The organism is Georgenia thermotolerans, assembly GCF_009193185.1.
GTDB classification, from domain to species: Bacteria; Actinomycetota; Actinomycetes; order Actinomycetales; family Actinomycetaceae; genus Georgenia; species Georgenia thermotolerans.
This window is the reverse complement of sequence record NZ_VUKF01000038.1, coordinates 13,860-40,552: the sequence shown is the minus strand read 5'-3', so window position 1 is coordinate 40,552 and position 26,693 is coordinate 13,860. Positions and strand designations below refer to the sequence as shown.

The 26,693-nt window shown below is 74.0% G+C and carries 26 protein-coding genes and 1 tRNA gene; 12 read left to right on the top strand and 15 right to left on the bottom strand.

Annotated elements, in window-relative coordinates:
• Positions 1-63 precede the first annotated feature (63 nt).
• Positions 64-900 carry an iron uptake transporter permease EfeU gene (gene efeU / locus GD970_RS16260; protein WP_152203951.1) on the top strand — a complete coding sequence of 279 codons (837 nt, stop codon included), beginning with the start codon at positions 64-66 and terminating at the stop codon, positions 898-900.
• A 62-nt stretch (positions 901-962) separates the two neighbouring features.
• Positions 963-1,343 carry a cupredoxin domain-containing protein gene (locus GD970_RS16255; protein WP_152203950.1) on the top strand — a complete coding sequence of 127 codons (381 nt, stop codon included), beginning with the start codon at positions 963-965 and terminating at the stop codon, positions 1,341-1,343.
• 6 nt (positions 1,344-1,349) lie between these two features.
• Here GD970_RS16255 and GD970_RS16250 read toward each other — a convergent pair whose 3' ends face one another.
• The 6 genes from GD970_RS16250 to GD970_RS16225 form a co-directional block, all read right to left on the bottom strand.
• A complete protein-coding gene (locus tag GD970_RS16250) occupies positions 1,350-2,114 on the bottom strand; it encodes an alpha/beta hydrolase family protein (RefSeq protein ID WP_152203949.1) in 765 nt (254 codons plus the stop codon).
• Between the two features lie 91 nt (positions 2,115-2,205).
• Positions 2,206-2,775 (bottom strand): hypothetical protein, encoded by a 570-nt coding sequence (locus tag GD970_RS16245; RefSeq protein WP_152203948.1) that lies wholly within the window; start codon positions 2,773-2,775, stop codon positions 2,206-2,208.
• 139 nt (positions 2,776-2,914) lie between these two features.
• Entirely contained in the window at positions 2,915-3,223 is a 309-nt protein-coding gene (locus GD970_RS16240; protein WP_152203947.1) for a 2TM domain-containing protein, read from the bottom strand.
• Between the two features lie 72 nt (positions 3,224-3,295).
• Positions 3,296-4,012 carry an ABC transporter permease gene (locus tag GD970_RS16235; RefSeq protein ID WP_152203946.1) on the bottom strand — a complete coding sequence of 239 codons (717 nt, stop codon included), beginning with the start codon at positions 4,010-4,012 and terminating at the stop codon, positions 3,296-3,298.
• Positions 4,009-4,752: an ABC transporter ATP-binding protein gene (locus tag GD970_RS16230; RefSeq protein WP_152203945.1), complete on the bottom strand. Its 744-nt coding sequence runs from the start codon at positions 4,750-4,752 to the stop codon at positions 4,009-4,011. Before GD970_RS16230 ends, GD970_RS16235 begins: the two co-directional genes overlap by 4 nt.
• 12 nt (positions 4,753-4,764) lie before the next feature.
• Positions 4,765-4,992: a PLDc N-terminal domain-containing protein gene (locus GD970_RS16225; RefSeq protein ID WP_226925401.1), complete on the bottom strand. Its 228-nt coding sequence runs from the start codon at positions 4,990-4,992 to the stop codon at positions 4,765-4,767.
• A gap of 198 nt (positions 4,993-5,190) precedes the next feature.
• Between GD970_RS16225 and GD970_RS16220 the strand changes: the two genes are divergently transcribed.
• Positions 5,191-6,207, top strand: a complete 1,017-nt coding sequence (locus tag GD970_RS16220) for a class I SAM-dependent methyltransferase (RefSeq protein ID WP_152203944.1) — start codon at positions 5,191-5,193, stop codon at positions 6,205-6,207.
• 34 nt (positions 6,208-6,241) lie between these two features.
• Here GD970_RS16220 and GD970_RS16215 read toward each other — a convergent pair whose 3' ends face one another.
• From GD970_RS16215 to GD970_RS16180, 8 genes are all read right to left on the bottom strand, one after another.
• Positions 6,242-6,646 (bottom strand): ATP-binding protein, encoded by a 405-nt coding sequence (locus GD970_RS16215; RefSeq protein WP_152203943.1) that lies wholly within the window; start codon positions 6,644-6,646, stop codon positions 6,242-6,244.
• Positions 6,636-6,968, bottom strand: a complete 333-nt coding sequence (locus GD970_RS16210) for an STAS domain-containing protein (protein WP_152203942.1) — start codon at positions 6,966-6,968, stop codon at positions 6,636-6,638. Before GD970_RS16210 ends, GD970_RS16215 begins: the two co-directional genes overlap by 11 nt.
• An 8-nt stretch (positions 6,969-6,976) precedes the next feature.
• A complete protein-coding gene (locus GD970_RS16205) occupies positions 6,977-8,917 on the bottom strand; it encodes a glycosyltransferase (protein WP_152203941.1) in 1,941 nt (646 codons plus the stop codon).
• Positions 8,914-10,080: a PP2C family protein-serine/threonine phosphatase gene (locus tag GD970_RS16200; protein WP_152203940.1), complete on the bottom strand. Its 1,167-nt coding sequence runs from the start codon at positions 10,078-10,080 to the stop codon at positions 8,914-8,916. Before GD970_RS16200 ends, GD970_RS16205 begins: the two co-directional genes overlap by 4 nt.
• 174 nt (positions 10,081-10,254) lie before the next feature.
• Positions 10,255-12,075 carry a calcineurin-like phosphoesterase C-terminal domain-containing protein gene (locus GD970_RS16195; protein ID WP_211489743.1) on the bottom strand — a complete coding sequence of 607 codons (1,821 nt, stop codon included), beginning with the start codon at positions 12,073-12,075 and terminating at the stop codon, positions 10,255-10,257.
• 180 nt (positions 12,076-12,255) lie between these two features.
• Positions 12,256-14,070 carry a calcineurin-like phosphoesterase C-terminal domain-containing protein gene (locus GD970_RS16190; RefSeq protein ID WP_249043195.1) on the bottom strand — a complete coding sequence of 605 codons (1,815 nt, stop codon included), beginning with the start codon at positions 14,068-14,070 and terminating at the stop codon, positions 12,256-12,258.
• 228 nt (positions 14,071-14,298) lie between these two features.
• Entirely contained in the window at positions 14,299-14,649 is a 351-nt protein-coding gene (locus GD970_RS16185; protein ID WP_152203939.1) for a DMT family transporter, read from the bottom strand.
• A complete protein-coding gene (locus GD970_RS16180) occupies positions 14,649-14,969 on the bottom strand; it encodes a DMT family transporter (protein WP_152203938.1) in 321 nt (106 codons plus the stop codon). Before GD970_RS16180 ends, GD970_RS16185 begins: the two co-directional genes overlap by 1 nt.
• Positions 14,970-15,179: 210 nt before the next feature.
• On the opposite strand from GD970_RS16180, the gene GD970_RS16175 reads away from it, so the two are divergent.
• From GD970_RS16175 to GD970_RS16135, 9 genes are all read left to right on the top strand, one after another.
• Entirely contained in the window at positions 15,180-16,100 is a 921-nt protein-coding gene (locus GD970_RS16175; RefSeq protein ID WP_152203937.1) for an NADP-dependent oxidoreductase, read from the top strand.
• Between the two features lie 58 nt (positions 16,101-16,158).
• Complete coding sequence (locus GD970_RS16170; protein WP_211489746.1) at positions 16,159-17,139, top strand: methylenetetrahydrofolate reductase; 981 nt, start codon at positions 16,159-16,161, stop codon at positions 17,137-17,139.
• Between the two features lie 9 nt (positions 17,140-17,148).
• Positions 17,149-19,563 carry a 5-methyltetrahydropteroyltriglutamate--homocysteine S-methyltransferase gene (metE, locus tag GD970_RS16165; protein WP_152203935.1) on the top strand — a complete coding sequence of 805 codons (2,415 nt, stop codon included), beginning with the start codon at positions 17,149-17,151 and terminating at the stop codon, positions 19,561-19,563.
• A 166-nt stretch (positions 19,564-19,729) separates the two neighbouring features.
• On the top strand, positions 19,730-20,206 hold the full coding sequence (locus GD970_RS16160; protein WP_211489742.1) for a GNAT family N-acetyltransferase: 477 nt from the start codon (positions 19,730-19,732) through the stop codon (positions 20,204-20,206).
• Between the two features lie 275 nt (positions 20,207-20,481).
• Entirely contained in the window at positions 20,482-21,435 is a 954-nt protein-coding gene (gene uriH / locus GD970_RS16155; RefSeq protein ID WP_152203934.1) for a uridine-preferring nucleoside hydrolase UriH, read from the top strand.
• Positions 21,432-22,844 (top strand): uridine transporter UriT, encoded by a 1,413-nt coding sequence (gene uriT / locus GD970_RS16150; protein WP_152203933.1) that lies wholly within the window; start codon positions 21,432-21,434, stop codon positions 22,842-22,844. The genes uriH and uriT overlap by 4 nt, the downstream gene beginning before the upstream one ends.
• Positions 22,845-22,921: 77 nt before the next feature.
• Positions 22,922-23,971: a LacI family DNA-binding transcriptional regulator gene (locus GD970_RS16145; RefSeq protein WP_152203932.1), complete on the top strand. Its 1,050-nt coding sequence runs from the start codon at positions 22,922-22,924 to the stop codon at positions 23,969-23,971.
• Entirely contained in the window at positions 23,968-24,939 is a 972-nt protein-coding gene (locus GD970_RS16140) for a ribokinase (RefSeq protein WP_152203931.1), read from the top strand. The genes GD970_RS16145 and GD970_RS16140 overlap by 4 nt, the downstream gene beginning before the upstream one ends.
• 215 nt (positions 24,940-25,154) lie before the next feature.
• Positions 25,155-25,227 (top strand) — tRNA-Gly (locus GD970_RS16135).
• 41 nt (positions 25,228-25,268) lie between these two features.
• Here the strand turns inward: GD970_RS16135 and GD970_RS16130 are convergent.
• A complete protein-coding gene (locus GD970_RS16130) occupies positions 25,269-26,648 on the bottom strand; it encodes an aspartate aminotransferase family protein (RefSeq protein ID WP_152203930.1) in 1,380 nt (459 codons plus the stop codon).
• Between the last annotated feature and the right edge of the window lie 45 nt (positions 26,649-26,693).

Genomic DNA, 26,693 nt, shown 5'->3' with positions numbered 1-26,693 from the left:
AGACGCGTTTCCGGGGTAAGGCTAGCCTTACCTTCGCTCGTACCCCGTCACGAAGGAACGTCCGTGATCGCCAACCTGCTCATCGGCCTGCGCGAGGGCCTGGAGGCCTCGCTCGTCGTCGGCATCCTCGTCGCCTATCTGGTGCGCACGGGCCGGCGCGACCGCCTCCCGCTCGTCGCGACGGGCGTCGTGGCCGCCGTCGCGCTGAGCCTGGCGTTCGGCGCCCTGCTGCAGTTCACGTCCCGGAACATGACGTTCGAGCAGCAGGAGATCTTCGGCGGCACGCTCTCGATCGTCGCCGTCGGCTTCGTGACCTGGATGATCTTCTGGATGCGCCGGGCGGCCCGCGGGCTCAAGCGCGAGCTCGACCACCGGATGGCGGGCGCGCTGGCCATGGGGGCCGGCGCCGTCGTGCTCACCGCCTTCCTCGCCGTCGCCCGGGAGGGGCTGGAGACCGCGCTTTTCCTCTGGGCGGCCATCCAGGCCACCGGGCAGGGCGGGGCGCCGGTCACCGGCGCGGCGATCGGCCTGGCCCTCGCCGTCGTGCTCGGCTACCTCATCTACCGCGGCCTGCTGCGGGTCAACCTGAGCAAGTTCTTCACCTGGACCGGCGCGGCCCTCATCGTCGTCGCCGCCGGGGTGCTGGCCTACGGCGTGCACGACCTGCAGGAGGCCGGCGTGCTGCCGGGCCTGACCACCTTGGCCTTCGACGTCAGCGCCCAGGTGCCCCCGACCAGCTGGTACGGCACGGTGCTCAAGGGCACCCTGAACTTCTCGCCGCAGACGACCGTCCTGCAGGCCGTCGCCTGGCTGACGTACGTGACGGTCATGATGGTGCAGTTCTTCCGCCCCGCCCGGCCGCGGGTGAGCGCCGCGTCGCCCACCCCGGCGGTGGCCTGACCCGTCCGCGCGGGCCGCAGCCGCCCCGCGCCGGCCCCGCCCGACCCTTTCGAGGAGACCACGTGCCCATTCGTCGTCTGCTGCCGGTCCTGGCGGCGCTGCCGCTCCTGGCCCTGGGGGCCTGCTCCTCCGACCAGGGGGCCACCGGCGCGGCGTCGTCCGCCGCGGGCACGATCCAGGTGACGGCCTCCGACTCCGCCTGCAAGCTCTCCACCGCCACGGTCCCGGCCGGCCGGACCACGTTCGCGATCACCAACTCGGGCAAGGAGGTCACCGAAGTCTACGTCTACGCGGGCGACAAGGTGGTCACCGAGAAGGAGAACATCGGTCCCGGCACGGGCGCCAACGTCGCCGTCGACCTGGCCGCCGGCACCTACGAGGTGGCGTGCAAGCCGGGCATGGTCGGCAACGGCATCCGCTCGGAGCTGACCGTCACGCCGTAGCGGCGCTCAGGTGTCGCTGGGCAGGTGCTCGGCGAACCAGGCCAGCGCCAGCTCGGCGACGACGTCGAGGCGGTCCTTCATGCCGTGCTGGGCGCCGGTGACGATCTGCAGGCGGGCGGGGGTGGGCACGAGCCGGAGGCCCTCGCGGGCCATCGCCACGAGGTCGGTCTCCTCGTCCGCCTCGCCGTAGAGGAAGAGCACGGGCACGCGCACCTTCCCCAGCAGCTCGTGCTGGTCGATGAGGGAGTAGTCGGCGAGGGTCTCGCGGGAGATCACCGAGTACTCCCGGGTGGAGGCCTCGTTGTCGTCGGGCACGCGGGTCACGCCGTGCGTCTCGAGCTCGTCGAGCTGGCCGGGGGAGAAGATCTGCTCCCACGGGTAGTTCAGCGGCCCGGTCAGCGCGCCGGTCACCACCATGGCGACGACGTCGGCGGGCTGGCCGCGCAGCGCGGCGAGCGAGCCGAAGGAGTGGGCGTGGACCGCCTGGACCGGGTAGCCCTGCTCGCTCAGCCAGGCGGAGGCGGAGCGCAGGTCCTCGATCTCGTTGGTGACGGTCACGACGTCCTCGTCGCTGGCCCCGCAGCCGGAGAAGTCGAACTGCAAGGTGGCGTAGCCGGCCGTGCGGTAGGCGGAGGCGAGGATGTCGAAGCGCAGCGAGGAGTGGCGGTCGGAGAGGAACCCGTGCGCGAAGAGCACCGCGCGCGGCCCAGGCCCGGGCTCGAAGGTCCCGGCCAGCCGGACGCCGCGCGGCGTGGTGATCGTGACCTCCATGCGACCACGGTAAAGGTTTGGTATGACGTCCGTCAGGACCTCAGGCATCGGGTCTCAGCATTCAGGCAGGTGCCGTCCCGAATACTGGCGGTCACTCCTGCTCGACCAGCCCGGCGAGGGCCTGCAGGCTGTCCTTCCAGAACTTCCGCGTCTCGGCGACCTCGTCGGCGTCGCGCAGCCGGGTGTGGGCGGCGGCCACGCGGGTGCGGGGCCGGCCGTCCCGGGCGGGCGGCAGCTCGGAGAGGGCGAGGAGGACCCGCGAGTCGTCGTCGCCGCGGAACCGTGCCGTCCGCGGCGCGGTCAGCCCCATGACGGGCCAGTCGACGTCGAGCCACTCGCTGCGCAGGTCGTCGTCGGCGAGGTAGGGCCAGGCCTGGGCGAGCGTCGCCCGCAGCGTCTTCGTCACGGTGGTCTCGTAGGTCCCGTCGGGGCGCTGGCCCGGCGCGCGCAGCCCGCGCGACTGCTCGTAGCCCACCGTCACGCCCTGCGCCCACCAGGCGTCCACGTCGTGCTCGCCGCCGAGCCAGCGGGCGATGTGGGTGTGGTCCCACTCGCGCGCCCCCGCCTCGTCGAGCAGCGCGTACCACCCCTCGCGGGTGCGCCCGGTGGCGGCGAGGAGCCGCTCCTCGCCGACCTGCTCGGCGTGGCTGCGTGTGGCCATGCATCGAGCCTAGAACCGCAGGTCGAGCGCCCGCGACGGCCTTTCGTCGGCCGACCTGCTGCGGGCCTGCTGCCGTGCCTGCTGCCGTGCCTGCTGCCGGCCCGGCCTGACGCCGGCCGGCGTGCCGCGAGCAGTTCCGCTACACCCCGCTCGGCCGGCGCAGCCGTTCCATCTCGGCCGCGACCTCGGCGGGTCCGGGCTCGGGCGAGACGACGTCCATGACGTGGAAGGCGAGGCCGATGCCCCAGCCGAGGATCGGGAAGATGGGCCAGAAGAAGCCGCCCGACGTCATGTACCAGAGCACGACGAGGAAGGCGTTGACGGCGACGTAGGCGAGGACGTGCGCCTTGAGGTCGCGCTTGGCCTTCAGACGCTTGAGGGCCAGACGGCGCAGCTCGGCCTCGTCGCCGAGAGGGTCGGGATAGGGGTGGGAACCGATGTCGGACATGGTGGACCTCCGGTGGTCACACCAGCAGGATCGCCGAAGCGACCGCCTCCGACGAGAGCCGAAGGTCCCGCCTCAGGGGGTGCGTCGACGCAAGGTGGCGGCGCCGAGCAGGAGGACCGCGACGATGAACCCCGCCAGCACCGCCACCGGCAGCGCCAGGTCCGGGCTCGCCTGCCCGGACACCTCGTTCATCGCGTCCACGGCGTAGGACAGAGGCAGCACGTCCGAGACGTACTCGAGCACCGGCGGCAGCTGCGCGCGGGGCACGAGCAGCCCGCACAGCAGGAGCTGCGGCAGCACGATCGCGGGCATGAACTGCACCGCCTGGAACTCCGAGCTGGCGAACGCGGAGACGAACAGCCCCAGCGCGACGGCGAGGAGCGAGTCGAGCACCGCGACCAGGACCAGCGCCCCCCACGGCCCGGCGACCTCCAGGCCGAGGGGCCCGAGCATCAGCGCGCAGGCCACCAGCGCCTGGACCACGGCGACGACGGCGAAGGCGAGGGCGTAGCCGAGCAGGAAGGGCACCTTGCCCAGCGGCAGGGTGAGCAGGCGCTCCAGCGTGCCCGAGCGCCGCTCGCGCAGCGTGGTGATGGAGGTGATGAGGAACATGATGATGACCGGGAACAGCGCCAGCAGCGCCGGGCCGATCCGCTGGAAGATGGGGCCGCCCTCGTCGTAGATCCACCACAGCAGGGTCAGGAGCACGCAGGGGACGACGAGGATCATCCCGACGGTGCGCGGGTCGTGGCGCAGCTGGAGCAGCACCCGGTGGGCGGTGGCGATCACGGCAGCTCCCGGACCGGGGCGGCGTCCCGCACGAGGCGGAGGAAGGCGCGCTCGCCGTCGCGCTCGCCGGTGCGCCGGAGCAGCTCGGGCAAGGTGGTGCGGGCCAGGATGTGGCCCGCCCGGAGCAGGACCAGCTCGTCGCAGCGCGCCGCCTCGTCCATGACGTGGGAGGAGACGAGCAGGGTCGTGCCCGTTCCGGCGATCTCCCGGAAGGTCGCCCACAGCGACTCGCGCAGCACCGGGTCCAGGCCCACGGTGGGCTCGTCGAGCACGAGCAGCTCGGGGGAGCCGAGCAGGGCGGCGGCGAGGGAGACCCGGGACAGCTGCCCGCCCGAGAGGGTCCCGACGAGCTGGCGGCGCTGCGCGGCGAGGCCGACGACGTCGAGCGCCTCCGCCACCGTCGTCACCCCGCGGGCGCGGCGGTCCACGCCGAGGACGCGCGCGAAGTAGCGCAGGTTCTCCTCGGCCGTGAGGTCGGGGTAGACGCTCGGCGCCTGGGTGACGTACCCGATCCGCCGGCGCAGCTCCCGGCTCCCGGCCGGCCGGCCCAGCACCGTCACGCGCCCGGCGGCGACCCGCTGGACGCCGAGCACGCAGCGCATGAGCGTGGTCTTGCCCGAGCCGGAGGGGCCGAGCAGCCCGGTCACCGTGCCGGCGGCGACGTCCAGGTCGACGCCGGCGAGCGCCGTCGTGCGGCCGCGGACCACGCGCAGGCCGCGGACCTCGACGGCCGCGCCCATCTCAGGCACCCGCTACTGCGCGGTGCGCCGGCCCCACTTGAAGTAGGACAGCGGCCCGACGATGTTCACCGCGATCGCCGCGGCCCACAGGGACTTGCGGCCGTTGACCGCATCGGCCGGGCGCCGGGCCAGGTCCGTCCACGCCGCCGCCGCCAGCGCCACCTCGACCGCACCGAGCGCCACCAGGGCCGCCCGCTGCCCGCCGCTGAGCTCCGCCCACGTGATCCGCTTCCTGTCCACCGTGACCTCCCGTGCTGCCGGACCCCCATGGTCCGGTGGTGCCAGCATGGCGGCCACCGTCGGCCGGCGCCAGGGCCTGGCGGCCCACGCCTGGCCCGGCGGCCGCCCGCCCCGCCCCGGGCTGGACCGGACGCCGTCCACCCGCCACCCTGGTGCCCCGGGCACAACCGGCCCATCCACCACGGGAGCGTGAGGGGCATGAGACCACGCAGCGCCGTCAAGCTGGCCCTCGCCGGCAGCCTGCCCGAGCGGCTGCGCAGCCTGCGCGACGGCCAGGCGGCGATCCGCGTGGCCACCGTCGGCGCCGCGCTGGAGTCCGGGGTGCTCGACGCCTTGGTCGAGCCGCGCACGACGGCGGCGCTGGCCGACACCCTCGCGGTCACCGACGTCCGGCTGCTCGAGGCGTTCCTCGAGGCGCTCGAGGCGGGGCGGCTCGTGCGCAGCGGTCCGGCCGGGCACCGGCTGACCCGCCGGGGCCGGGCCGTGCTCGCCGACGACGTCGTCCGCGCCGCCTACGAGGGGTTCAGCGGCTACCACACCGGCCTGTACCGCGACCTGCCGGTCCAGCTGCGCGGCGGCCCGGCTCGCTCGGACATCGCCCGGCACGGGGACGTCATCGCCCGCCTGTCGCGGGCCTTCGAGCCCCTGGTCCACGACGCGCTCGCGGCCGAGGTCGAGCGGCTGCGCCCGGCCCGGGTGCTCGACGTCGGCTGCGGGGACGGCACCAACCTCGAGCACATCCTGCGCGCCGCCCCGGAGGCCGAGGGCACCGGCGTCGAGGTCGACGCCGTCGCCGCCCGCATGGCCCAGGAGCGCCTCGCCCGGGCCGACCTCGCCGACCGGGGGCGGGTGCTCGCCATGGACGTGCGCGGCCTGCTGGCCGACCCCGCCCGGCTCGGCGGCCCGGTGGACCTCGCGCTGCTCGCCAACGTCGTCTACTACCTGCCCGCGGCGGAGCGGTCCGACTTCCTCCACGACGTCGCGGCCCTGGTGCGCCCGGGCGGGACGGTCATGGTGGTCTCCACCGTCGCCGAGCCGAGCGCGTTCAGCCGCCACTTCGACCTGCTGCTGCGCGCCCAGGAGGGCGAGATGTCCCTGCCCACGGCCCGGGACCTGGCCGGCTACCTCGCCGCGGCCGGGCTGGAGGTGACCGGCGCGCGCCGCCTGACCCCCGGCGACCCGCTCCACGCGGTGACCGGGCGGCGCCGGGGGTGAGCCCGCCCCGCCGGGCGGCGGGCGGGGGCCGGCCTCAGCCCAGCCGCCGGACGAGCGTCCAGACGTTCGCGTCGCCGATCCGCTCGTAGCGCAGCTCGTCGAGCATCGCCCGGGACAGCGCGAGGCCGCGGCCGTCCTCGGCGAGCGGGTCGGGCATCTCGGCCGCGACGACGTCCGGGGCCACCGCCTGGCTCGCCTCCCGCAGCCGTGCCTCGACCCGGTCGGGCAGGACCCGCAGCCGGAAGGTGTAGAGCACCTTGCCGTGCGGGCGGCCGTGCTCGACGACGTTGCCCGCGACCTCGATGACCGCGGTCTCGAACATCATGAGGTCGCCGGGGTCGACGTCGGGGTGGTCCGCGGCGACGCGCTCGAGGAGGTCGTGCAGGTCCGAGAGCGACTCCGGGACCGCGAGTCCCTCGAGGAGGTACTCACCAGCCACGAAGGGCCTCCTCGACGGTGGGGTAGGGGCGCAGCACCTTGTCGAGGTTGGTCAGCCGCAGGACGGTGAGGATCTGCTGGCCGGGTCCCGCGATGCGCAGGTCCCCGCCCGCCTGGCGCGCCTCCTTGAGGCCGCCGATGAGGGCGCCGAGGCCCGAGGAGTCGATGAAGCTCGTCTCGCTCAGGTCGACGACGACGCGGCTCGTGCCCGCCTCGACCGTCGAGCGGAGCTCGCCGCGCAGGTGCGGCGAGGTGACCATGTTGAGCCTGCCGGTGCAGGCCACGACGGCCACCCCGTCGCGCTGCTGCGTGTCGATCTCCATCAGGCCTCCTAGTTGTGGGCTGGTGCGGGGCGGTAGAGCGCGGCCCGGAAGACCACGCTCATGATCACGAGGTCGTAGGCGACCCACGCGACGTTCACGCCGGTGCCGATGATGCTGCTCGCCGCGCCGGTCCACAGCCGGACCACGCCGACCACGCACGCGATCACGAGCGCGGTGCAGGCGAGCAGTTGGGGCAGGACCAGCCGCCACGGGAAGGCGTCCCCGCCTTGGCGGGACTTCGGCGTGACCGCGAAGCCCAGCGGCCGGCCCCAGAAGACGTTCGCGGCGGCGGTCCAGCAGGCGCGGATCCAGATGGGGAAGAGGGCGAAGCTGTACTGCTGCCCGCGCCAGGTCTTCACCCCGTACCCGACGGCGGCGAAGAGCAGCTGGTTGACCACCATGTACGGCACGAAGCGCTCGAGGAACTCCATGCCGTAGGCGTTGACCGGCAGGACGCCGAAGCACAGGTACAGCACCGGCGCGACCATGAAGACCACCGCGGCGAACCCCGACAGGTAGCTCCACATCGTCGCGAAGTACATGAGGCGCTGCCCCAGCGACAGGCCGCGCTGGACCAGCGGGTTCTCCCGCAGCATCACCTGGATGGTGCCCTGCGCCCAGCGCAGCCGCTGGGTGAGCATCGTGCCGAGGTCCTCCGGGGCCAGGCCGTGGGCCAGGATCTCGTGGTGGTACACCGACGACCAGCCGAGGGCGTGCAGCCGCATGCAGGTGGCCATGTCCTCGGTGACCGACACGGTGGCCATCGGCATCATCGGCTGCGCCTCGTCACCCCGGTCGACGTCCACCGCCGTGACCAGGGCGCGCACCGACTCCAGCGCGCCCAGCGGCGAGAACTCACGGTCGGCCAGCCGGTCGAGGGCCCGCTCGTTGACCACCAGCTCCCCGAGCTCGTCGTCGACGGCGACCGGCAGCGCGGCGATCGCCGCGAGGTCGGCCTCGATGCCGGCGAAGTCCTGGCCGACGAGCCGGCGGGAGGCGGCGTCGACGGCTTGGCGGAAGTCGTAGGTGACCGAGGACAGGTCGTCCCCGTCGGCGAGCCGGCGGGAGGCGGTGGCGACGGCGGCGCGCACCTCCTCGACGGCGGCCACCGTGCCGGGGCCGTACCGGTCGGCGGTGCGGGCGGCGCGCCGCAGGATGCGGCCCGCGGCGCGCAGGGCGGCCCGCACGCCGGCCTCGACCTCGCGGACGTAGCCGACCACGCCGAGCTGCATGAGGGCCTCGCGGCGCAGCACGGCGTTGGACCCGCAGAAGAAGGCCGCGTTCCAGCCGTCCTTGCCCTGCTGGATCGGCCCGTAGAACAGCGGCGCCTGGCTGCCGAGCGGGTCGGCGTCCTCGACGTTGGTGAACCACTGCGGCGTCTGCACCAGGGCGACGTCCGGGTCGGTGAAGTAGCCGAGGGTGCGGTCGAGGATGCGCGGGTCGGGCACCTGGTCGGCGTCGAGGATGAGGAGGAACTCGCCCTCGGTGGCGAACAGGGCGTTGTTGAGGTTGCCGGCCTTGGCGTGCCGGGGGCGGTTCGTCCAGCCCTCGGTGCGGGTGATGTACCCGACGCCGAGGCGCTCGGCGGCGGCGGCCATCTCCGGGCGCGCGCCGTCGTCGAGGATCCACGTGGTGTGCGGGTGGGTGATGCGCCGGGCGGCGGCGGCCGTCGCGGCGACCAGGTCGACCGGCTCGTTGTACGTGGTGATCAGCACGTCCACGGTGGCGCCGGGGTCGGGCCGGGGCGGCTCGCCGCGCCGCTTGCTCCGCCAGACGGTCAGGCCGAAGAGGTAGGCGTCGACGAGGGCGTACGTCTCGGCGACCACCAGCGGGACGGCGATCCACCAGTTCTCCCAGTTCACCGAGTACAGCCACCGCCACCCGACGTAGACGGTGCCGGTGGTCAGGGTGAGGACGACGAGGGTGCGGACGAGCAGCTGGCGGGTCACCGGCCCACCCGGTGCAGCACGAGGACGGTCGCGTCGTCGGCCAGGCTCCGCTCGCCGGCGTAGTCGGCGAAGCTCGCGACGACCTCCTCGGCCGAGGTGCAGGCGGCGACGACGTCGGCCGCCACCTGCAGCGCCTCCTCGACCACCGGGAAGAAGTCCAGGTACCCGTCGCTGACGACGACCAGCGACTCCCCGGGGGCGAGACGGGTGGTGTGGGCGGGGTAGGTGAGGTCGGGCAGCACGCCGAGCGGCGGCCCGGAGGGCTCGAGCCGCCGGTACCCGCCGCGGCCGTCGGCGATGCCGGCCAGCCCGTGCCCGGCGTCGACGTAGGCGAGGTCGCCCGTGGCGGGGTCGAGCCGGGCGCTGAAGAGGGTGACGAACGTGGAGGTCCCGGTCAGGTCGGGGTCGAGCGCCGCGGCGGCCTTCGTGACCGCCGAACCCTGCTCGTTGAACCGGGCGCCGCCGCGCAGCAGCGCCCGGACGGAGGAGGCGATGATCGCGGCGGCGAGACCCTTGCCCATGACGTCCGCGACCTCGATCTGCAGCTGGTCGCCCAGCAGGTACCAGTCGTAGAAGTCCCCGCCGACCTGCCGCGCGGGCAGGTACCGGCCCGCCAGCTCGTACCCGTTCAGGGGCGGCGGCGCGGCGGGCAGGAGGAGGCGCTGGACCTCGACGGCGTGGTCCATCTCCTGCTGGTGGGCGAGCTCCCGCTCCACCCAGTCGGCCATCTCCCGCAGGAGGGCCCGCTCGCTCTCGCCCAGGTCGTGGGGCCGGGTGTCGACGAGGCAGAGCGCGCCGACCCGCTCGCCGCCCGGGGCCCGCAGCGGCTCGCCGGCGTAGAACCGGACGTGCGGCTCGCCGACGACGTGCGGGTTGCCGGCGAAGCGGGCGTCCTGGGTGGCGTCGGGGACGACCAGGATCTCGGGCCGCTCGACGGTGTGGGTGCAGAACGACTCGTGGCGCGGGCCCTCCCGGAACCCGTCGAAGCCCGCGTTCGCCTTGTGCCACTGCCGGTCCTCGTCGATGAGGGTGATGGCCGCCATGGGCACGTCGAACACGCGGCGGGCGAGCCGCACCATGCGGTCGAAGCGCTCCTCACGGGGGGTGTCGAGGACGCCCAGCGAGCGGAGGGCGGCGAGGCGTGCGGCCTCACTGGCGTGCATGGGACGGAACCTTGCCGAAACGTCGCCCGCGTCGCAACAGAGACCGCCACGAACGAGTGTCGCCACAGACACCGCCACGAACGGGTGCGGCACCCGGTCGGTGGACCGGGTGCCGCACGGGTCGGGCCGCCGCGGTGAGGGGCGCCGTCCGGCACGCCTCACCGGGCGCGCGGGTTACTCGACGACCTCGAAGGTGAGCGTGTCGGTGAAGGTGCGGCCGTGGACGTCGGTCGCGCTGACCTCGGCGGTGTGCTCGCCGGCCGGAAGGTCGGCGGGGAGCTCGAGGCGCCACAGGTGCATGGTCCGGTCGGCCAGCCCGCCGCCGTGGACGAACTGCTCCTGGATGGCGACCGGGTCGGACCACTCGGCCCCGATCCGCGGCCGCTCGCCGCGCAGCTCCTGGGTGCGCACGGCCTCGACGGTCTCGCCGCCGTCGAGGGCGACCTGCACGGTGGAGCCGGTCGACCCCATCCAGAAGTTGGTGGTCAGCCAGGTGGTGCCGGCCAGGTCCTCGCGCGAGACGGTGAGGGCGTCGTCCAGGGCGGGGGCCGTGCCGCGCGGCTTGGTGACGTTCTCGGCGTACCAGGCGCGGTAGGTCGGGGTGTTCAGCCCCAGGGCCATCTGTGCGGACTCGTCCCCGCCGGTCACGGTGTAGCGCTCGGTGACCTCGGTGTTCTTGATGTCCAGGGTCAGGACGCCGGGGGGCGTGCCGTCGCGCTGGATCGCCGTCGGGTAGCCGCCCTCGAGCACGCGCCCGGCGTACCACTGACCCGAGACGGCGCCGACGGTCAGGTGCGTGAACGGCAGCCCCTCCTCGCCGACGATGTCCTTCCAGCCGGCCATGAGGTCGCCCTCGCGCAGGTTCTCCGACATGTGGGTGTGCCCGCTCACGGCCACCACCTCGCGGCCCTCGAGGAGCGCGTAGATCTCCTCGAGCTGCTTGGTCCGGTGGGAGTCGGAGTAGTAGAACTCCAGCAGCGGGCTGTGGGAGGCCAGGACGATCAGCTGGTTGTCCGGCACCTGCGCGAGGTCGTTGCGCAGCCACTCCATCTGCTTCTCGCCGAGGCCGTAGGTGTAGTCGCTCTTCCTGGGCTGCGGCTTCGTGGGGTACTCGATCGAGTTGAGCGCGATGACGTGCGCCTTGCCCGAGTCGTAGGAGTAGTAGTCCGGGCCGAGCTGGGCACGGAACGTGTCGAAGTTGTGCTCGCGCCGGGGGGAGTCGAAGTCGAGGTCGTGGTTGCCCGGCAGGAACCGGGCCGGCCCGTTGAGCATCCCCGTCAGCTCGCGGGTCTGCGGGAAGAGGGAGAGGTCGTCGCCGACGACGTCACCGACGAACAGCGCGCCGCAGCCGGCGTAGTCGGTGCGCGCGGCGAGGTCGGCGAAGACCCCGTTGCGCGCGTACTCGACCTCCTTCGGGTTGTACGTCTGCACGTCCGCACCGATGAGGCAGTGCTGCTCGGGGGACTGGGTGAGCTGGCTCTTGGCGAGCGGGAAGTTCACCTCGTCCGGCAGCGGCCCGGTGGGCTCGATGCCGCCGTAGCGCAGCTCCGGAGAACCCTCGGGCAGGTGGTGGTAGAAGAACTGCGCGACGTTGTCGGCGTCCACCGGCACCTGGTAGCCCCGGGGCTGGGTGACGAAGACGGTCATGTTGTCGAACGCCGGCAGCTCGTAGCGGCCCTGGCTGTCGGTGGTGGTGACGTCGCGCCCGTTGGACACGGTCACCCCGCCCAGGCCCCGCTCGGTCGGGTCCTGCACGGAGTCCTGGTCGGCGTCGACGAAGACGGTGCCGTCGATGACGTCCGGGGTCTCGTCGCCGCCCTCGACGACGTGGACGCCGCCGCGATAGGCGGTCCCGGCCCACGACGCCGGGTCGGCACCGGGCTGGGCCGTGGCGGCGGCGGGCACCAGCACCGCCCCGGAGACGGCCAGCGCGAGCGCGGTCGCGGCCAGCCCGGCGGGCCGGTGCAGCACGGATCTGGATGGGTTGAGGTTCACGGTCAGATGACTCCTGTCGCATGTCGGCCGGCCCCTCCCGGCCGATCGGCCCCACCGTCCCAACCCGACATGAACAAAATCGGACGGATCGCCGACCGTGGGGTGGCGCCCGGTCGACGACTCGGCGCGGGACGACGAAGGGGCGGGGCCCGCAGGCCCCGCCCCTCGCCGTCGTCCCGGTTACTCGGTGATCTCGAAGGTGATGGTCTCGGTGAAGGCGCGGCCGTGGACGTCGGTCGCGGTCACCTCCGCGGTGTGCTCGCCGGCCGCGAGGTCGGCGGGCAGCTCGAGGCGCCACAGGTGCATGGAGCGGTCGGCGACGCTGCCGCCGTGGACCAGTTGCTCCTGGACGGCGGCCGGGTCGGACCACTCGGCCCCGACGAGCTGGCCCTCGCCCTGCAGCTGCTGGGTGCGCACGGTCTCGACCGTCTGGCCGCCGTCGAGCGTGACCTGCACGGTGGAGCCGGTCGAGCCCATCCAGAAGTTGGTCGTCAGCCAGGTGCCGCCGGCGAGGTCCTCGCGTGAGACCGCGAGCGGGTTCTCGAAGGCCGGCGCGGACCCGCGGTTGGCGAGGTTCGCGGCGTACCACTCGCGGTAGCGCGGGGCGTTCAGGCCGAGGGCCATCTGGTGGGCGCCGTCACCGCGCACGGTGAAGCGCTCCTGGAACGTGGTGTTCTTGATGTCGAGCGTGAGGACGCCGGGCACGCCGCCGTCGCGCTGGATCGCCGTCGGGTAGCCGCCGTCGAGCAGGCGGCCGGAGTACCAGTCCCCGGAGATGGCGCCGGAGGTGATGTGGGTGAAGGGCAGGCCCTCCACGCCGAACAGCTGCGACCACCCCGCGAGGCTGTCGCCCTCGCGGAGGTTCTCGATGCTGTGGGTGTGCCCGCCGACGGCGACGGCCTCGCGGCCCTCGAGGATCTCGTAGATCTCCTGCACCTGGGCCACCTGGTGGCGGGCGGCGCCCTGGTCGGCGTAGTCGAGCAGCGGGATGTGGGCGGCGAGCACGATGAGCCGGTCCTCGGGCACCTGGGCGATGTCGTTGCGCAGCCACTCCAGCTGCTGGTCGTCCAGCGCGCCGGTGTAGGCGGTGCCGGCGCGGTACTCGACCGTGTTCAGCGCGACGACGTGCACCTTGCCGGTGCCGTAGGAGTAGTACTCCGGGCCGAGCTGGGCGCGGAAGGTGTCGAAGGTGTGCTCGCTGGTGGTCGCGTCGAAGTCGAGGTCGTGGTTGCCCGGCAGGAAGCGGGCCGGGCCGTTGAGCATGCCGGCCAGCTCGCGGGTCTGCGGATACAGGGAGAGGTCGTCGCCGACGACGTCGCCGATGAAGGTCACGCCGCAGCCGGCGTAGTCGGTGCGCGCGGCGAGATCGGCGAAGGCGCCGGCGCGGGCGTACTCGACCTCCTGCTCGTTGTAGGTCTGGATGTCCCCGCCGATGACGCAGTGCTGCTCGGGGGACTGGGTGAGCTGGCTCTTGGCGAGGGGGAAGTTGACCTCGTCCGGCAGCGGCCCGGTGGGCTCGATGCCGCCGTAGCGCAGCTCCGGTGAGCCCTCGGGCAGGTGGTGGTAGAAGAACTGCGCGACGTTGTCCTCGTCGACGGGCACCTGGTAGCCGCGCGGCTGGGTGACGAAGACGGTCATGTTGTCGAAGGCGGGCAGCTCGTAGCGGCCGTGGCTGTCGGTGGTGGTGACGTCGCGCCCGTTGGACACGGTCACCCCGGCCAGACCCTGCTCGTTCTGGTCCTGGACGGAGTTGTGGTTCTTGTCGGCGAAGACGGTGCCGTCGAGGACGTCCTGGTCCTCGCCGGTGCCCTCGACGACGTGGACGCCGCCGCGGTAGGCGGTCTCGGCCCAGGGCGCCGCCTGCGGGCCGCCGGGCGCGGCGGTCGCGGCGGCGGGCACGAGCGTCGCGCCGGAGACGGCGATCGCGACGGCGGTCGCGGCGAGGCCGGTGCGGCGGTGCAGCAGGGATCTGGACAAGTTGCGGTTCACGGTCACGTGGCTCCTGTCGGGATGTCGGCCGGCCCCTCCCGGCCGATCGGACCCGACGCTCCCAGCCGGCGGTGAACCCGAGTGGGCCGCGGGGCGACCCCGGCGTGGAGTCCCTCCGACGGGTCGCCGACGGCTCAGCAAACCCGCAGTGAACCGTCCGTATCTATCGAGGAAGGGCGGTATGGCCGGGCCACCGCGGGCCCCGGCGACGGTCCCCGGGAAGGCGCGCCGCCCTCACGGCGCCGCGGCGCCCTCGCTCCGCGGTTCCCTCCCCGAGAGCTCGAGGATGACCACGCCCACGACGACGGCGAGCAGGCCGAGGACCTTGGTGGGCGTGAGGGTCTCGCCGAGGAAGAGCACCCCGATGGTGGCGACGACGGCGGTGCCGATGCCCGACCACAGGGCGTAGGCCACGCTCAGCGACACCGTGCGCAGCGCCCGGGTCAGCAGGTAGAAGGCCAGGGCGTACCCGGCCAGGGCGAGCACGCCGATGCCCGCGCGGGCGAAGCCGTCGCTGCGGGCCAGGAGCGTGGTCGCGAGGATCTCCGCCACGATGGCGCCGGCGAGGGAGAGCCACCCGGCCATCAGTGGCCGCCGGAGAGGTTGAGCAGGACCGCGCCGGCGATGACGAGCGCCAGGCCGGTGAGCTTGGCGGCCGACCGTCGCTCGCCGAGGACCAGCATCCCGACGACGGCGACCGCGGCGGTGCCCAGCCCGGCCCACAGCGCGTAGGCGACGCCGACCTCGAGCTCGAGGAGCACCCGGGAGAGCAGCACGAAGGCCACCCCGTACAGCGCGAGCACGACGGCGGTGGGGCGGAGCGCGCGGAACTCCTGGGTCCGGGGCAGGAGGCTCGTGGCCACGACCTCGGCGGCGATCGCCCCGACGAGCAGGACCCAGATCATCCAACCTCCGCTTCTCGCCGCCCGTGACGGACCTCCCGGACCTCTGACGGCGTCCGGAACGCCCGCCGCCAACCTAACCGGCCGCGGACCGGGGCCGGGCGCCGGTCCCGCCGGTAGCCGCGGTCCGGGGTGCGGTCCGGGGTGTGCCGACGTCGGCCGGCGGGCGCGGTTCGCCGGGTGCCCTCCCGGCCCGTGCGCAAGGATGCGCCCATGTCCCAGGTGTTCGTCTTCCGCGACTACGGCGGCCCCGAGACCCAGGCCTTCCTCGACCGCCCGGTGCCCGAGCCGGGCCCGGGGGAGGTGCGCGTCGCGGTCCGGGCGGCCGGGGTCAACCCCGCGGACTGGAAGCGCCGCTCGGGGCGCTTCGGCACGCGGATCGCCCTGCCGGCGCCCATGGGCCTGGAGTTCACCGGCGTCGTCGAGGCCGTGGGGCCGGACGTCGAGGGCCTGGCGGCGGGCGACGCCGTCCTCGGCGTGCCGGCCCGCGGCTGGGGCGCCCTGGCCGAGCACACGATCGCCCGCGTGGGCGACGTCGTGCCGAAGCCCTCCCAGGTCTCCTTCGTCGACGCCGCCGCGCTGCCGGTGGCGGGGGCCACCGCCTACGACGCCGTCCACCAGGTCCCCCTCGCGCCTCACCAGACCCTGCTCGTCAACGGCGCGGGCGGCGGCGTGGGGGTCATCGCCGTCCAGCTCGGCGCCGCCGTCCTGGGGCTGCGGGTCGTCGGCACGGCCAGCGAGGGCAAGCGGGCGCTCGTCGAGGAGCTCGGCGCCGAGTTCGCGCCCGCCGGCGCCAGCGTGACCGGCCGGCTGCGGGCGCTCGCCCCCGACGGCGTGGACGCCGTCGTCGACCTGGTCGGCGGCCAGCCGCTGCGCGACGTCGCGCCGCTGGCCAAGGACCCCGCCACGATCGTCACGACGGCGGATCCCGCCACCGCCCGCGAGCTCGGCGGCACGGTGGTCCAGCGCCACCCGACCCGCGAGTCGCTCGGCGCCCTGCTCGGGCACGTCGCAGCCGGGAAGGTGCGCCCGCGCGTGAGCGCGGTGCTGCCGCTGGGGCGGGTGGCCGAGGCCATGGCGGCGGTGGAGTCCGGGCACGCGACCGGGAAGGTCGTCGTCGAGGTCACCGGCTGAGCGGCGGTGTTCCGGACCGGCTTGGAGCGTGATCTGCGTCATGCCACCGCTTAGCCTGATGTCCGTGAGCGTCGCGACGCACCCGACGGTCTCCTTCGAGCTCTTCCCGCCACGGCGTCCCGAGCTCGACGAGACGGTCTGGCAGCGCGTGCTGCGCATGGCCGACGCCGGGCCGGACTTCTTCTCCGTCACCTACAGCGTCTCCGCGGCGGCCCGGGCCGCCTCCGCCGAGCTCCTGCGCCGCCTGCTGGCCCAGACCCGCATCCCGCCCATCGCGCACCTCACCTGCGTCGCGGCCACCCGCGCGGAGATCGCCGCCCGGGTGGGCCGCCTGCTCGACGCCGGCGTGCGCGACTTCCTCGCGCTGCGCGGCGACCCGCCGCCGGGCGAGACCGCCTGGCACGCCCCGCCCGACGGGCTGAGCCGGTCCAGCGAGCTGGTCGCGCTCATCCGCGAGGTCGAGGCCGAGCGCCGCGAGGACGGATGCCTGCGCGCCGCCGCGCCCAGCGTCGTGGCCCTCGACCTCGGCGTGACCCCGGCCGACGTCGTCTCGGTCGCCGTCGCCGCCTACCCCTCCGGCCAGAGCCACACCCGGCGCGCCGAGCTGGCCGCCCTGCGCGAGAAGCAGGACGCCGGCGCCGACTTCGCCATCACCCAGGTCTTCTACGACGCCGAGGCGTACGCCTCCCTGTGCGCCGACGCCCACGCGGCCGGCGTGCACATCCCCATCCTGCCCGGCATCCTGCCCCTGACCGACCGCCGGCGCCTGCACCGCCTCGAGGAGCTCAGCGGCGTGCCCGTGCCCGTCACCCTCGACGCGCTGCTGGACACCGACGAGGACGCCGAGCGGCTGCGCCGCGGCATCGACGCCACCTTGGCCCTCATCGACCGCGTGCTCGCCGTCGGCGCGCCGGGCCTGCACCTGTACACCTTCAACCAGGACCGTCCCGCCCTGGACGTCCTCGAGCACCTGCGCGCCCGGGGCATCCGCAACCCCGCCCTCGAGACCCGCCCGGCCGTCCCGCCCGCCCGCACCTGAGGAGCCCCCATGACCCCCACCGCCAGGCCCCAGGGCGACGGCGCCGGCCGCGACCGCACCGTCCCGTGGTTCCCCGACGCCACCGTCCTGGGCTACCCGCGCATCGGCCCGAACCGGGAGCTGAAGAAGGCCGTGGAGGCCTTCTGGGCCGGGCGCAGCGAGCTCGACGACCTGCTCGCCGCCCTCGAGGCCCTGCGCCGGGAGACCCGCGGACGCCTGGCCCGGCTGGGCCTGCCCCCGGGCGACGGGTCCATCCCCGGGGACTTCTCCGCCTACGACCACGTCCTCGACGCCGCCACCACCCTCGGCGCGGTGCCCGCGCGGTTCGCGGACCTCGTCGGGGAGGACGGCATGCTCGACCTGCCCGGCTACTTCGCCCTGGCCCGCGGCGACGGGCAGCGCGCGCCGCTGGAGCTGACCAAGTGGTTCGACTCCAACTACCACTACCTCGTGCCCGAGATCGGCCCGGACACCCCGCTGCGCTACGGCGACGACCGCCTGCTCTTCAAGTTCCTCGAGGCCGCCGCCGACGGCGTCACCACCCGTCCCGTCATGGTCGGCCCGGTGACCTTCCTCCTCCTGAGCAAGCCCGCCGCGGGCGCCCCGGCCGGCTTCCACCCCCTCGACCGGCTCGACGACGCCGTCGCCGCCTACGCCGACCTGCTCCGCGCCCTGGGCGTCGCCGGCGCCCCCTGGCTCCAGCTCGACGAGCCGGCGCTGGTCTCCGACGCCTGGGACGTCCCGCGCGATCGGGTGCTCGCCGCGACCGAGCGCGCCTACGCCGCCCTGGCCGACGGGCTCGGCCGGCCCGAGCGCCCGGCGCTGTTCGTCTCCGCCGGGTACGGCCCGCTCGGCGACGCCCTGCCGGTGCTCGCCCGCTCCGCCGTCGAGGCCGTGGGCCTGGACCTGGTGCGCGGCGCGCTGCCGCCCGCCGCCGAGCTGGCCACCCTGGCCCCGAAGGTCGTGGTGGCCGGCGTCGTCGACGGGCGCAACGTCTGGCGCACCGACCTCGACGCCGCCCTGGGCCTGCTCGAGCGGCTGCGCGCGGGGATCGGGGAGGGCGCCCGGGTCGCCGTCGCGACCTCCACCTCGCTGCTGCACGTGCCGCACGACGCCGCCCGGGAGAAGCACCTGAGCCGGGAGCTGCGCGGCTGGCTGGCCTTCGCCGACCAGAAGGTCGAGGAGGTCCTCATCCTCGCCGACGCGCTGGCCCGCGGGCGCGAGGCGGTCGCCGAGCCGTTCGCCGAGGCCGCCGAGGCCCGGCGCGCCCGCCTGGCCCACCCGGGGGTGCGCACGGGCGTGCGCGAGCGGCTGGCGGCGCTGGACGACACCGCGTTCACGCGGGCGCCCTACCCCGAGCGCCGCGCCGCCCAGCAGGCTCGCCTGGGGCTGCCCACGCTGCCGACGACGACGATCGGGTCCTTCCCGCAGACGCCGGAGATCCGCCGGGCCCGCGCGGCGGTGCGTCGCGGGACGCTGAGCGAGGCGGAGTACCGCCAGGCGATGCGCGCCGAGATCGAGCGGGTGGTCCGGCTGCAGGAGCGCCTCGGCCTGGACGTGCTCGTGCACGGCGAGCCCGAGCGCAACGACATGGTGCAGTACTTCGCCGAGCTGCTCGACGGCTTCGCCGCCACCGAGCACGGGTGGGTGCAGTCCTACGGCTCGCGGTGCACCCGCCCGGCCATCCTGTGGGGCGACGTCGCCCGGCGCGGCCCGATGACGGTGGAGTGGACCGGGCACGCGGCCTCGCTGACCGACCGGCCGGTCAAGGGCATGCTCACCGGCCCGGTGACCATCCTGGCCTGGAGCTTCGTGCGCGACGACCAGCCGCTGGGGGAGACGGCGCTGCAGGTGGCCCTGGCGCTGCGCGACGAGATCGCCGACCTGGAGGCGGCCGGCATCGGCATCGTCCAGGTCGACGAGCCCGCCCTGCGCGAGCTGCTGCCGCTGCGCACCGCCGAGCGGGCCGACTACCTCGACTGGTCGGTGCGCGCCTTCCGGCTGGCCACCTCCGGCGCGCCGGCCCACACCCAGGTCCACACCCACCTGTGCTACTCCGAGTTCGGCGCGATCCTGGGGGCGATCGACCGGCTCGACGCCGACGTGACGAGCGTCGAGGCGGCGCGCTCACGGATGGAGGTCCTCGCCGACATCCGGCGCGCGGGGTTCGGCCGCCAGATCGGTCCCGGCGTGTACGACATCCACTCCCCGCGGGTGCCCTCCGTGGACGAGCTGACCGAGCTGCTCGAGGCCGCCGTCGCCGCCGTCCCGCCGCGCCAGCTGTGGGTCAACCCCGACTGCGGCCTGAAGACCCGCCGCTACGAGGAGGTCACCGCCGCGCTGGAGCACCTCGTCGCCGCGGCGCACGCGGTGCGCGCGACCCTGCCCGCCCCCGAGCACGGCGAGATGTCAACTCTGTCCTGAGACGTCATCTTGGGCGCGAGGCGTCCACCGCCGACGAGGCCCCACCTTCACGGTGAGACGTCAAGTTCGCCGCGAGACGTCAACTCGGGCAGGGCGCATCCCCGCGGAGGCGCGCGCGGGCCGCGGCGTCCGCGTCCTAGCGCCGGCGAGTTGGGACACTGGCGCTGTGACCCTGCCCTGCCAGCTCCCCGACGGCGTCGTCCTGCGCCGGGCCCGCGCGGCGGACCTGCCGGCGCTCGTCCGCCTGCTCGCCGACGACCAGCTCGGCGCCACCCGCGACGGCGGCGACCTCGAGCCGTACCGGCGCGCCTTCGCGGCGATCGACGCCGACCCGGCCCAGCTCCTCGTCGTCGCCGAGGCCGACGGCGCCGTCGTCGGCACGCTGCAGCTGACCGTCATCCCCGGGCTGGCGCGCCGGGGAGCGTTGCGCGCCCAGGTCGAGGCGGTGCGCGTGAGCGCGGCCCGGCGGGGACGGGGCCTGGGCCGGGCGATGATCGGCTGGGTGATCGAGGAGGCGCGCCGGCGCGGCTGCGCCCTGGTCCAGCTGACCACCGACAAGCGCCGCACCGACGCCCACCGCTTCTACGAGCGCCTCGGCTTCGCCGCCTCCCACGAGGGCATGAAGCTCCTCCTCGGAGGCTGACGCGTCGGCGGGCGCCGGTGGCCCCACACCGGGTCGGCCGAGCCCGGCGACCCCCGGCGCCGGGCCGGAATCCGACGGCCGTGGCCGTGTTCGACGGGCCTAACTCGGGGTCGAAGCGTCCGCAAACGACGCCACCTGCGCAGATGCAGCGATGTGGCGCACGTCTCATGGAATCGATTTCACGACGGTCGGTACACCCGATTACGGTGCCCGTGTAATCGATTCCATACGGCCCGGTACCCAACCTCCACAGGACCGGGCGAAGGGGGACAACGATGTCGAAGAAGATCATCCTCGACTGCGACCCGGGGCACGACGACGCGATCGCCATGCTCCTCGCGCACGGAAGTCCGGAGATCGACCTCCTGGCCGTCACGACCGTCGGCGGCAACCAGACCCTCGCCAAGGTCACGCGCAACGCGCTCGCGGTGGCCACGGTCGCCGGCATGGTTGACGTGCCGATCGCGGCGGGATGCGATCGCCCGCTGGTCCGGGCGCAGGAAGTCGCGCCGGACGTCCACGGCGAGTCCGGCATGGACGGTCCCGAGCTGCCCGAGCCCACGGTCTCGCTCGACCCCCGCCACGCGGTCGACCTGATCATCGACATCGTCATGCGCGAGGAGCCGGGAACGGTCACGCTCGTGCCCGTCGGCCCGCTGACGAACATCGCGATGGCGGCGCGCAAGGAGCCGCGGATCGTCGAGCGCGTCAAGGAGGTCGTGCTCATGGGCGGCGGCTACCACGTGGGCAACTGGTCCCCGGTCGCGGAGTTCAACATCCTGGTCGACCCGGAGGCCGCCCACATCGTCTTCTCGGCGGGCTGGGAGCTCACCATGGTCGGGCTCGATCTCACCCACCAGGCGCTGGCGACGGACGAGGTGGCGGCGCGGATCCAGGCGCTCGACACCCCGGTGTCCGACTTCGTGCTCGGGCTCTTCGACTTCTTCCGCGCGGCGTACAAGGACGCCCAGGGCTTCGACTTCCCGCCGGTGCACGACCCGTGCGCCGTCGCCTACTGCATCGATCCCAGCGTCATGACCACCCGCCGGGCGCCGCTGACGGTCGAGCTGACGGGCACGCACACCCTGGGGATGACGGTGGCGGACTTCCGCGCCCCCGCGCCCGCTGACTGCCCCACCCAGGTGGCCGTCGACCTCGACTTCGAGAAGTTCTGGGGCATGGTCGTCGACGCGATCGACGCCGTCTCCACCTCGAAGATCGCCGCATGAGCGTGACCACGGCCGCGCCCACCCTGGGCACGCGGCGGTCCGTGGCCGCCGTGATGACGGCCCTGCTCGCGGCCTGCTTCGCCTTCCAGCTCAACGCGTCCATGCTGTCGCCGGCGCTGGCGCTCATGGAGAAGCAGCTCGATGCCACCACGGCGGAGATCGGTCTGACCCAGACCGCGTTCTTCACCTCGGCGGCACTGTTCAGCCTCTTCCTTCCGCGCCTGGGCGACATGATCGGGCGCCGCCGGCTCCTGGCCTGGATGATGGCGCTGACCGGAATCGGGTGCGTGGTCTCCGCGCTGGCGCCGAACGTGACCGTGCTGTTCGTGGGCCGGATCATCCAGGGCGTTGCGGGACCCACCGTGCCGCTCGCGCTGATCATGCTGCGCGTCGCCGTGCCGGACCCCAAGCGCTACGCGGTGCTGCTCGGCGTGGTGACGGCGATCAACGGCGGCATCGCCGGTGTCGACGCCCTCGCCGGCGGCTACCTCGCCCAGCACTTCGGGTTCCGGTCGATCTTCTGGGTCATGGCCGTCATCGCCGGCCTGGCCGTGCTCGCCGTCCGGTACCTCACGGACGAGTCTCGCGTCGACGAGCCGCAGCCGATGGACTGGCGGGGCGTGCTGCTCCTCGTCGTCGCGGTCGGCTCCGTCCTGACGGCGTTCAACGAGGCGGGCAAGGTGGCCGACGCGCCCTGGGCGCTCATCGCCGCGCTCCTCGCGGTCGGCATCGTGGCGTTCGTGGCGTTCTGGAAGTCGCAGGACGCCTCCGCCCACCCCCTCGTGCCCACGGTCTACCTGCGGTCGCGCGCGACGTGGGCGCTTCTCGGCACCACCGTGCTGACCATGACCGGCGTGTTCGCCATCATGAACGGCATCATCCCGGCCCTCGCCCAGGACGAGGCGGTCGGGGCGGGCATCGCGGCCGACGTCGCGCCGCTGGTGACGCTCACGCCGTACGCCCTGGCCGGCCTGGTCATGGGGCCGATCGCCGGCAAGCTCGCGGGGACGTTCGGCTACCGAGCCGTCCTCCGGGTCGGCCTCATCGGCACGGTCGCCGGTCTCGTGCTGTGCCTCGTGACGGTCACCCACCCCACCGGCTGGCTGCTCCTCGGCGTCTCGGTCTTCGTCGGCATCACCTACGCGGGCATCGGGAACATCATGCTCAACGGGCTGGGGATCGTGCTTTCGCCGGCCGACAATCCCGGTTACCTCCCTGGATTGAATGCCGGGGCATTCAACCTCGGGGCGGGCCTGTCGTTCGCGGTGCTGTTCGCGGTGAAGACCGCGCTCGACGCCAGCGGTCCGACCGCCGGGTATTCCGGTGCGATCATCGTCGGTGCAGTGTTTCTCGGACTGGCCTTCCTCATGAGCCTGCTCATCCCGAAGCCGGCCGGAGACAAGGCCTAGACCGTCGCCCGAGCGGGAGGTGCGGCCGCCATTTCCTGGCCGCCGCACCTTCCGCTCGCCGAGAATCCGGGAAATACATGACCACCATCAGGGAAGTTGCCGAGCACGCTGGCGTCTCGGCGGCAACGGTGTCGCGCGCCCTGTCGGGCCACGAGGCCGTCTCTCCCGACACGCGGGCGCGCGTGCAGGCGGTTGCCGACCGGCTCGGGTACCGCCCGAGCCTCGTCGCCGCGGCCATGCGGACGGGGCGCACCGGAACGATCGGACTGGTGATCGGCGACATCACCAACCCTTTCATGACGCTGCTGGCGTTCCACGTGGAGCAGGAGGTGCGCCGGCGCGGCTGGGTCCTGGCGATGGCGAACGGGATGGAGGATCCCACCCAGCAGGAAGCGGTGACGGACATGCTCCTGCGGCAGCAGGTCGACGGCCTCCTGCTGGTCCCGGCGGGCCCTCCCACCCCGCGGATGCGCAGCCTCGTGGGCGGCGCGACTCCCGTGGTGTTCCTCGATCGCCGGCCCGCCGCGGAGGTGCCCTACTCCGTGTTCGTCGACCCGGCATCGGCGCTGCTGGACGTCGCCCGCCACCTGGCGCGGGAGGGCTATGAGCGTCCCGCGATCATCGCCGGACCCCGGCAGGCGTCCACCGGGAGGGGGCGGGCGCAGGCTGCGGTCGACGCGCTCGGTCGCGCCGGCTACGACGTCGACGGTGTGCGTGTCCTCGAGGGCGACTTCTCCCAGCACTCAGGCCGGCGGGCCATGCGGGACCTCCTCGAGGCGCCCCGTCGGCCGGACGCGGTGATCGCCCTGTCCAACCTGCTCACCCTGGGGGCCATGGAGGTCCTCCAGGAGCAGGGACTGGCCATCGGCGAGCAGGTCGGGCTCGTGAGCTTCGACGACGACACCTGGTTCCACGTCACGCGGCCGAGCATCTCGGCGGTGCGGCAACCTGTCGCCGAGCTCGCGGCCGCGGGCGTGGAGGCGCTGGCGTCGATCCTCGAGGGGCGACCGCCGGAGGCCCCGAACCTCGTCATCACCGGCGCTGAATTCATCGCCCGGGGTTCCACCTCGCGGGGCCGGTCGGCCCGCGACGGCGGGCCAGGGCACGAAACAGGAGGACCACCATGACCATGCTCCAGACCGCACCCACGGCTCTCCACGGCCCGGTCTGCGTCGTCGGCTCCCTGAACGCCGATCTGGTCGTTCGCACCGAACGGCTCCCTCGACCCGGCGAGACCGTCGAGGGGGGCCCGCTGCGCGTGACGTCGGGCGGGAAGTCCGCCAACCAGGCCGCGGCGGCGGCCCTGATGGGGGCGGCCGTCCGACTCGTCGGCGCGGTCGGCGACGACGCCAACGGCACCGTCGTGCTCGACCAGCTGGCCCGGGCGGGCGTGCGGCTCGACGCCGTGGCCCGCCGCAGCGGGGTGCCGACCGGGACCGCCGTCGTCTGCGTGGACTCCTCGGCCGAGAACCTCATCATCGTCTCCCCCGGTGCGAACGGGACGCTGACCACCGCGGACGTCGCCCGCGCCCGTGAGGCCATCGCCGCCTCCCGCACGCTCGGTCTCGCCTTCGAGGTCGCGGACGACGTGGTGCTCGCCGCCGCCCGCATCGCCCGGGAGGAGTCCGTGACGACGGTGCTCAACCCCTCGCCCTACCGGCAGCCCTCGGCGGAGCTGCTCAGCCTCGTCGACGTGCTGGTCCTCAACGAGCACGAGCTGGCGGACGTGCTCGGGCGCTCGCCGCTGGACACCTCGTGGGCGGAGTGCGGACGCGAGGTCTTCGACCGGTTCGGCGTCGCGGACGTGGTGGTGACGCTCGGGGGCGAGGGGGCGGTGGTCCTGCGCACCACGGCGGCGGGCACCGCCGTCGAGGAGATCGCGCCGACGCCGGTCGAGGCGGTGGACACCACCGGCTGCGGCGACGCCTTCACGGGCGCGCTGCTCGGCGGCCTGGCCTCGGGCCTCGACCTCGTCGGCTCCGCCCGGCTCGCCTCGCTCGTGGGCGCGTACGCGGCCACGGGGGAGGGGGCCCAGGCCTCCTACCCGCGACCGGAGGACCTGGCGTCGTTGGCGGTCACGCCCAGCCACGGATGAGCGGACCCGCCCAGCCACGGATGACGGTCCCGCCCAGCCCCGGATGAGCGGACCCACCGGCGGGTGCGGCAGCGGGCGGGTTATCTCCCTCACAGCGACTCCGGGAAGCGGCGGAATCCCGCGGGATCCGGCGTGGGCCGGCCGCCTGGCCGGCGCCGGACAGGGGCGCGGAGTGGCTTAGGATGGTCACGCACGCCGGAGCTCGCTCCGGACGCGCGGATGTGGCTCAGTTGGTAGAGCATCACCTTGCCAAGGTGAGGGTCGCGGGTTCGAGTCCCGTCATCCGCTCCGAAGCCCGCCTGCCGGACGGCAGGCGGGCTTTTGCCATGTCAGAGCAGCGCCGCGGCCCGGCCGAGCACGTCGCGCAGGATCTGCTCCATCTCGTCGAACTCCGCCTGCCCGACGATCAGCGGCGGGGCGAGCTGGACGACGGGGTCGCCGCGGTCGTCGGCCCGGCAGTACAGCCCGGCGCGGAAGAGCTCGGCCGAGACGAAGTCGCGCAGCAGCCGCTCGCTCTCCGCGGCGTCGAACGTGGCCCGGGTGGCCTTGTCCTTGACGAGCTCGATGCCGTAGAAGAAGCCCGCCCCGCGCACGTCCCCGACGATCGGCAGGTCGAGCAGCCGCTCGAGGGTGGCCCGGAAGGCGCCCTCGTGGGCGCGCACGTGGGCGTTGAGGCCCTCGCGCTCGAACAGGTCGAGGTTGGCCAGGGCGACGGCGGCCGCGACCGGGTGCCCGCCGAAGGTGTACCCGTGCGCGAAGGAGGCCGCGCCGTCGGCGAAGGGCTCGAACAGCCGGTCGCTGGCGATCATCGCGCCGAGCGGGGCGTACCCGGACGTCAGCCCCTTCGCGCAGGTGATGATGTCCGGCGTGTACCCGTAGCGGGTGCCCGCGAACATCTCGCCCAGCCGGCCGAAGGCGCAGATGGTCTCGTCGGAGACCATGAGCACGTCGTAGGCGTCGCAGATCTCGCGCACCCGCTGCAGGTAGCCCGGCGGCGGGGGGAAGCAGCCGCCGGCGTTCTGCACCGGCTCGACGCACACCGCGGCCACCGTCTCCGGGCCCTCGAACTCGATCGCCTCGGCGATCCGGTCCGCGGCCCAGCGCCCGAAGGCCTCCAGGTCGTCGCCGTGCTCGGTCGCCCGGTAGAAGTTCGTGTTCGGCACCTTGATCGCGCTGGGCACCAGCGGCTCGAACATCGCCTTGGCCTCGGGGATGCCGGTCAGCGACAGCGCCCCGTGGGTGGTGCCGTGGTAGGCGACGGCGCGGCTGATCACCTTGTGCTTGAGCGGGCGGCCGGTGAGCTTGAAGTACTGCTTGGCCAGCTTCCACGCGCTCTCCACGGCCTCGCCGCCGCCGGAGGTGAAGAAGACCCGGTTGAGGTCGCCGGGCGCGTACCCGGCGAGCCGCTCCGCCAGCTCGACGGCGCGCGGGTGGGCGTAGGACCACAGCGGGAAGTACGCCAGCTCGGCCGCCTGCCGGGCGGCCGCCTCGGCCAGCTCGGTGCGCCCGTGCCCGACCTGGACGGTGAACAGCCCGGCGAGGCCGTCGAGGTAGCGCCGGCCGGCGTCGTCGTAGACGTAGGCGCCCTCCCCGCGCACGATCATCGGCACCGGCTCCCCGGGCGCGTGGCGGGCGAAGTGCATCCACAGGTGCCGCTGCGCGGCCGCCTGCGTCCCGGGCGCGACGACGGCGCGGTCGGTGAGCGTCATGGGTTCCTCCGGTCGGCGGTTGCGTCGACCCTAGCGCCGGCTCCG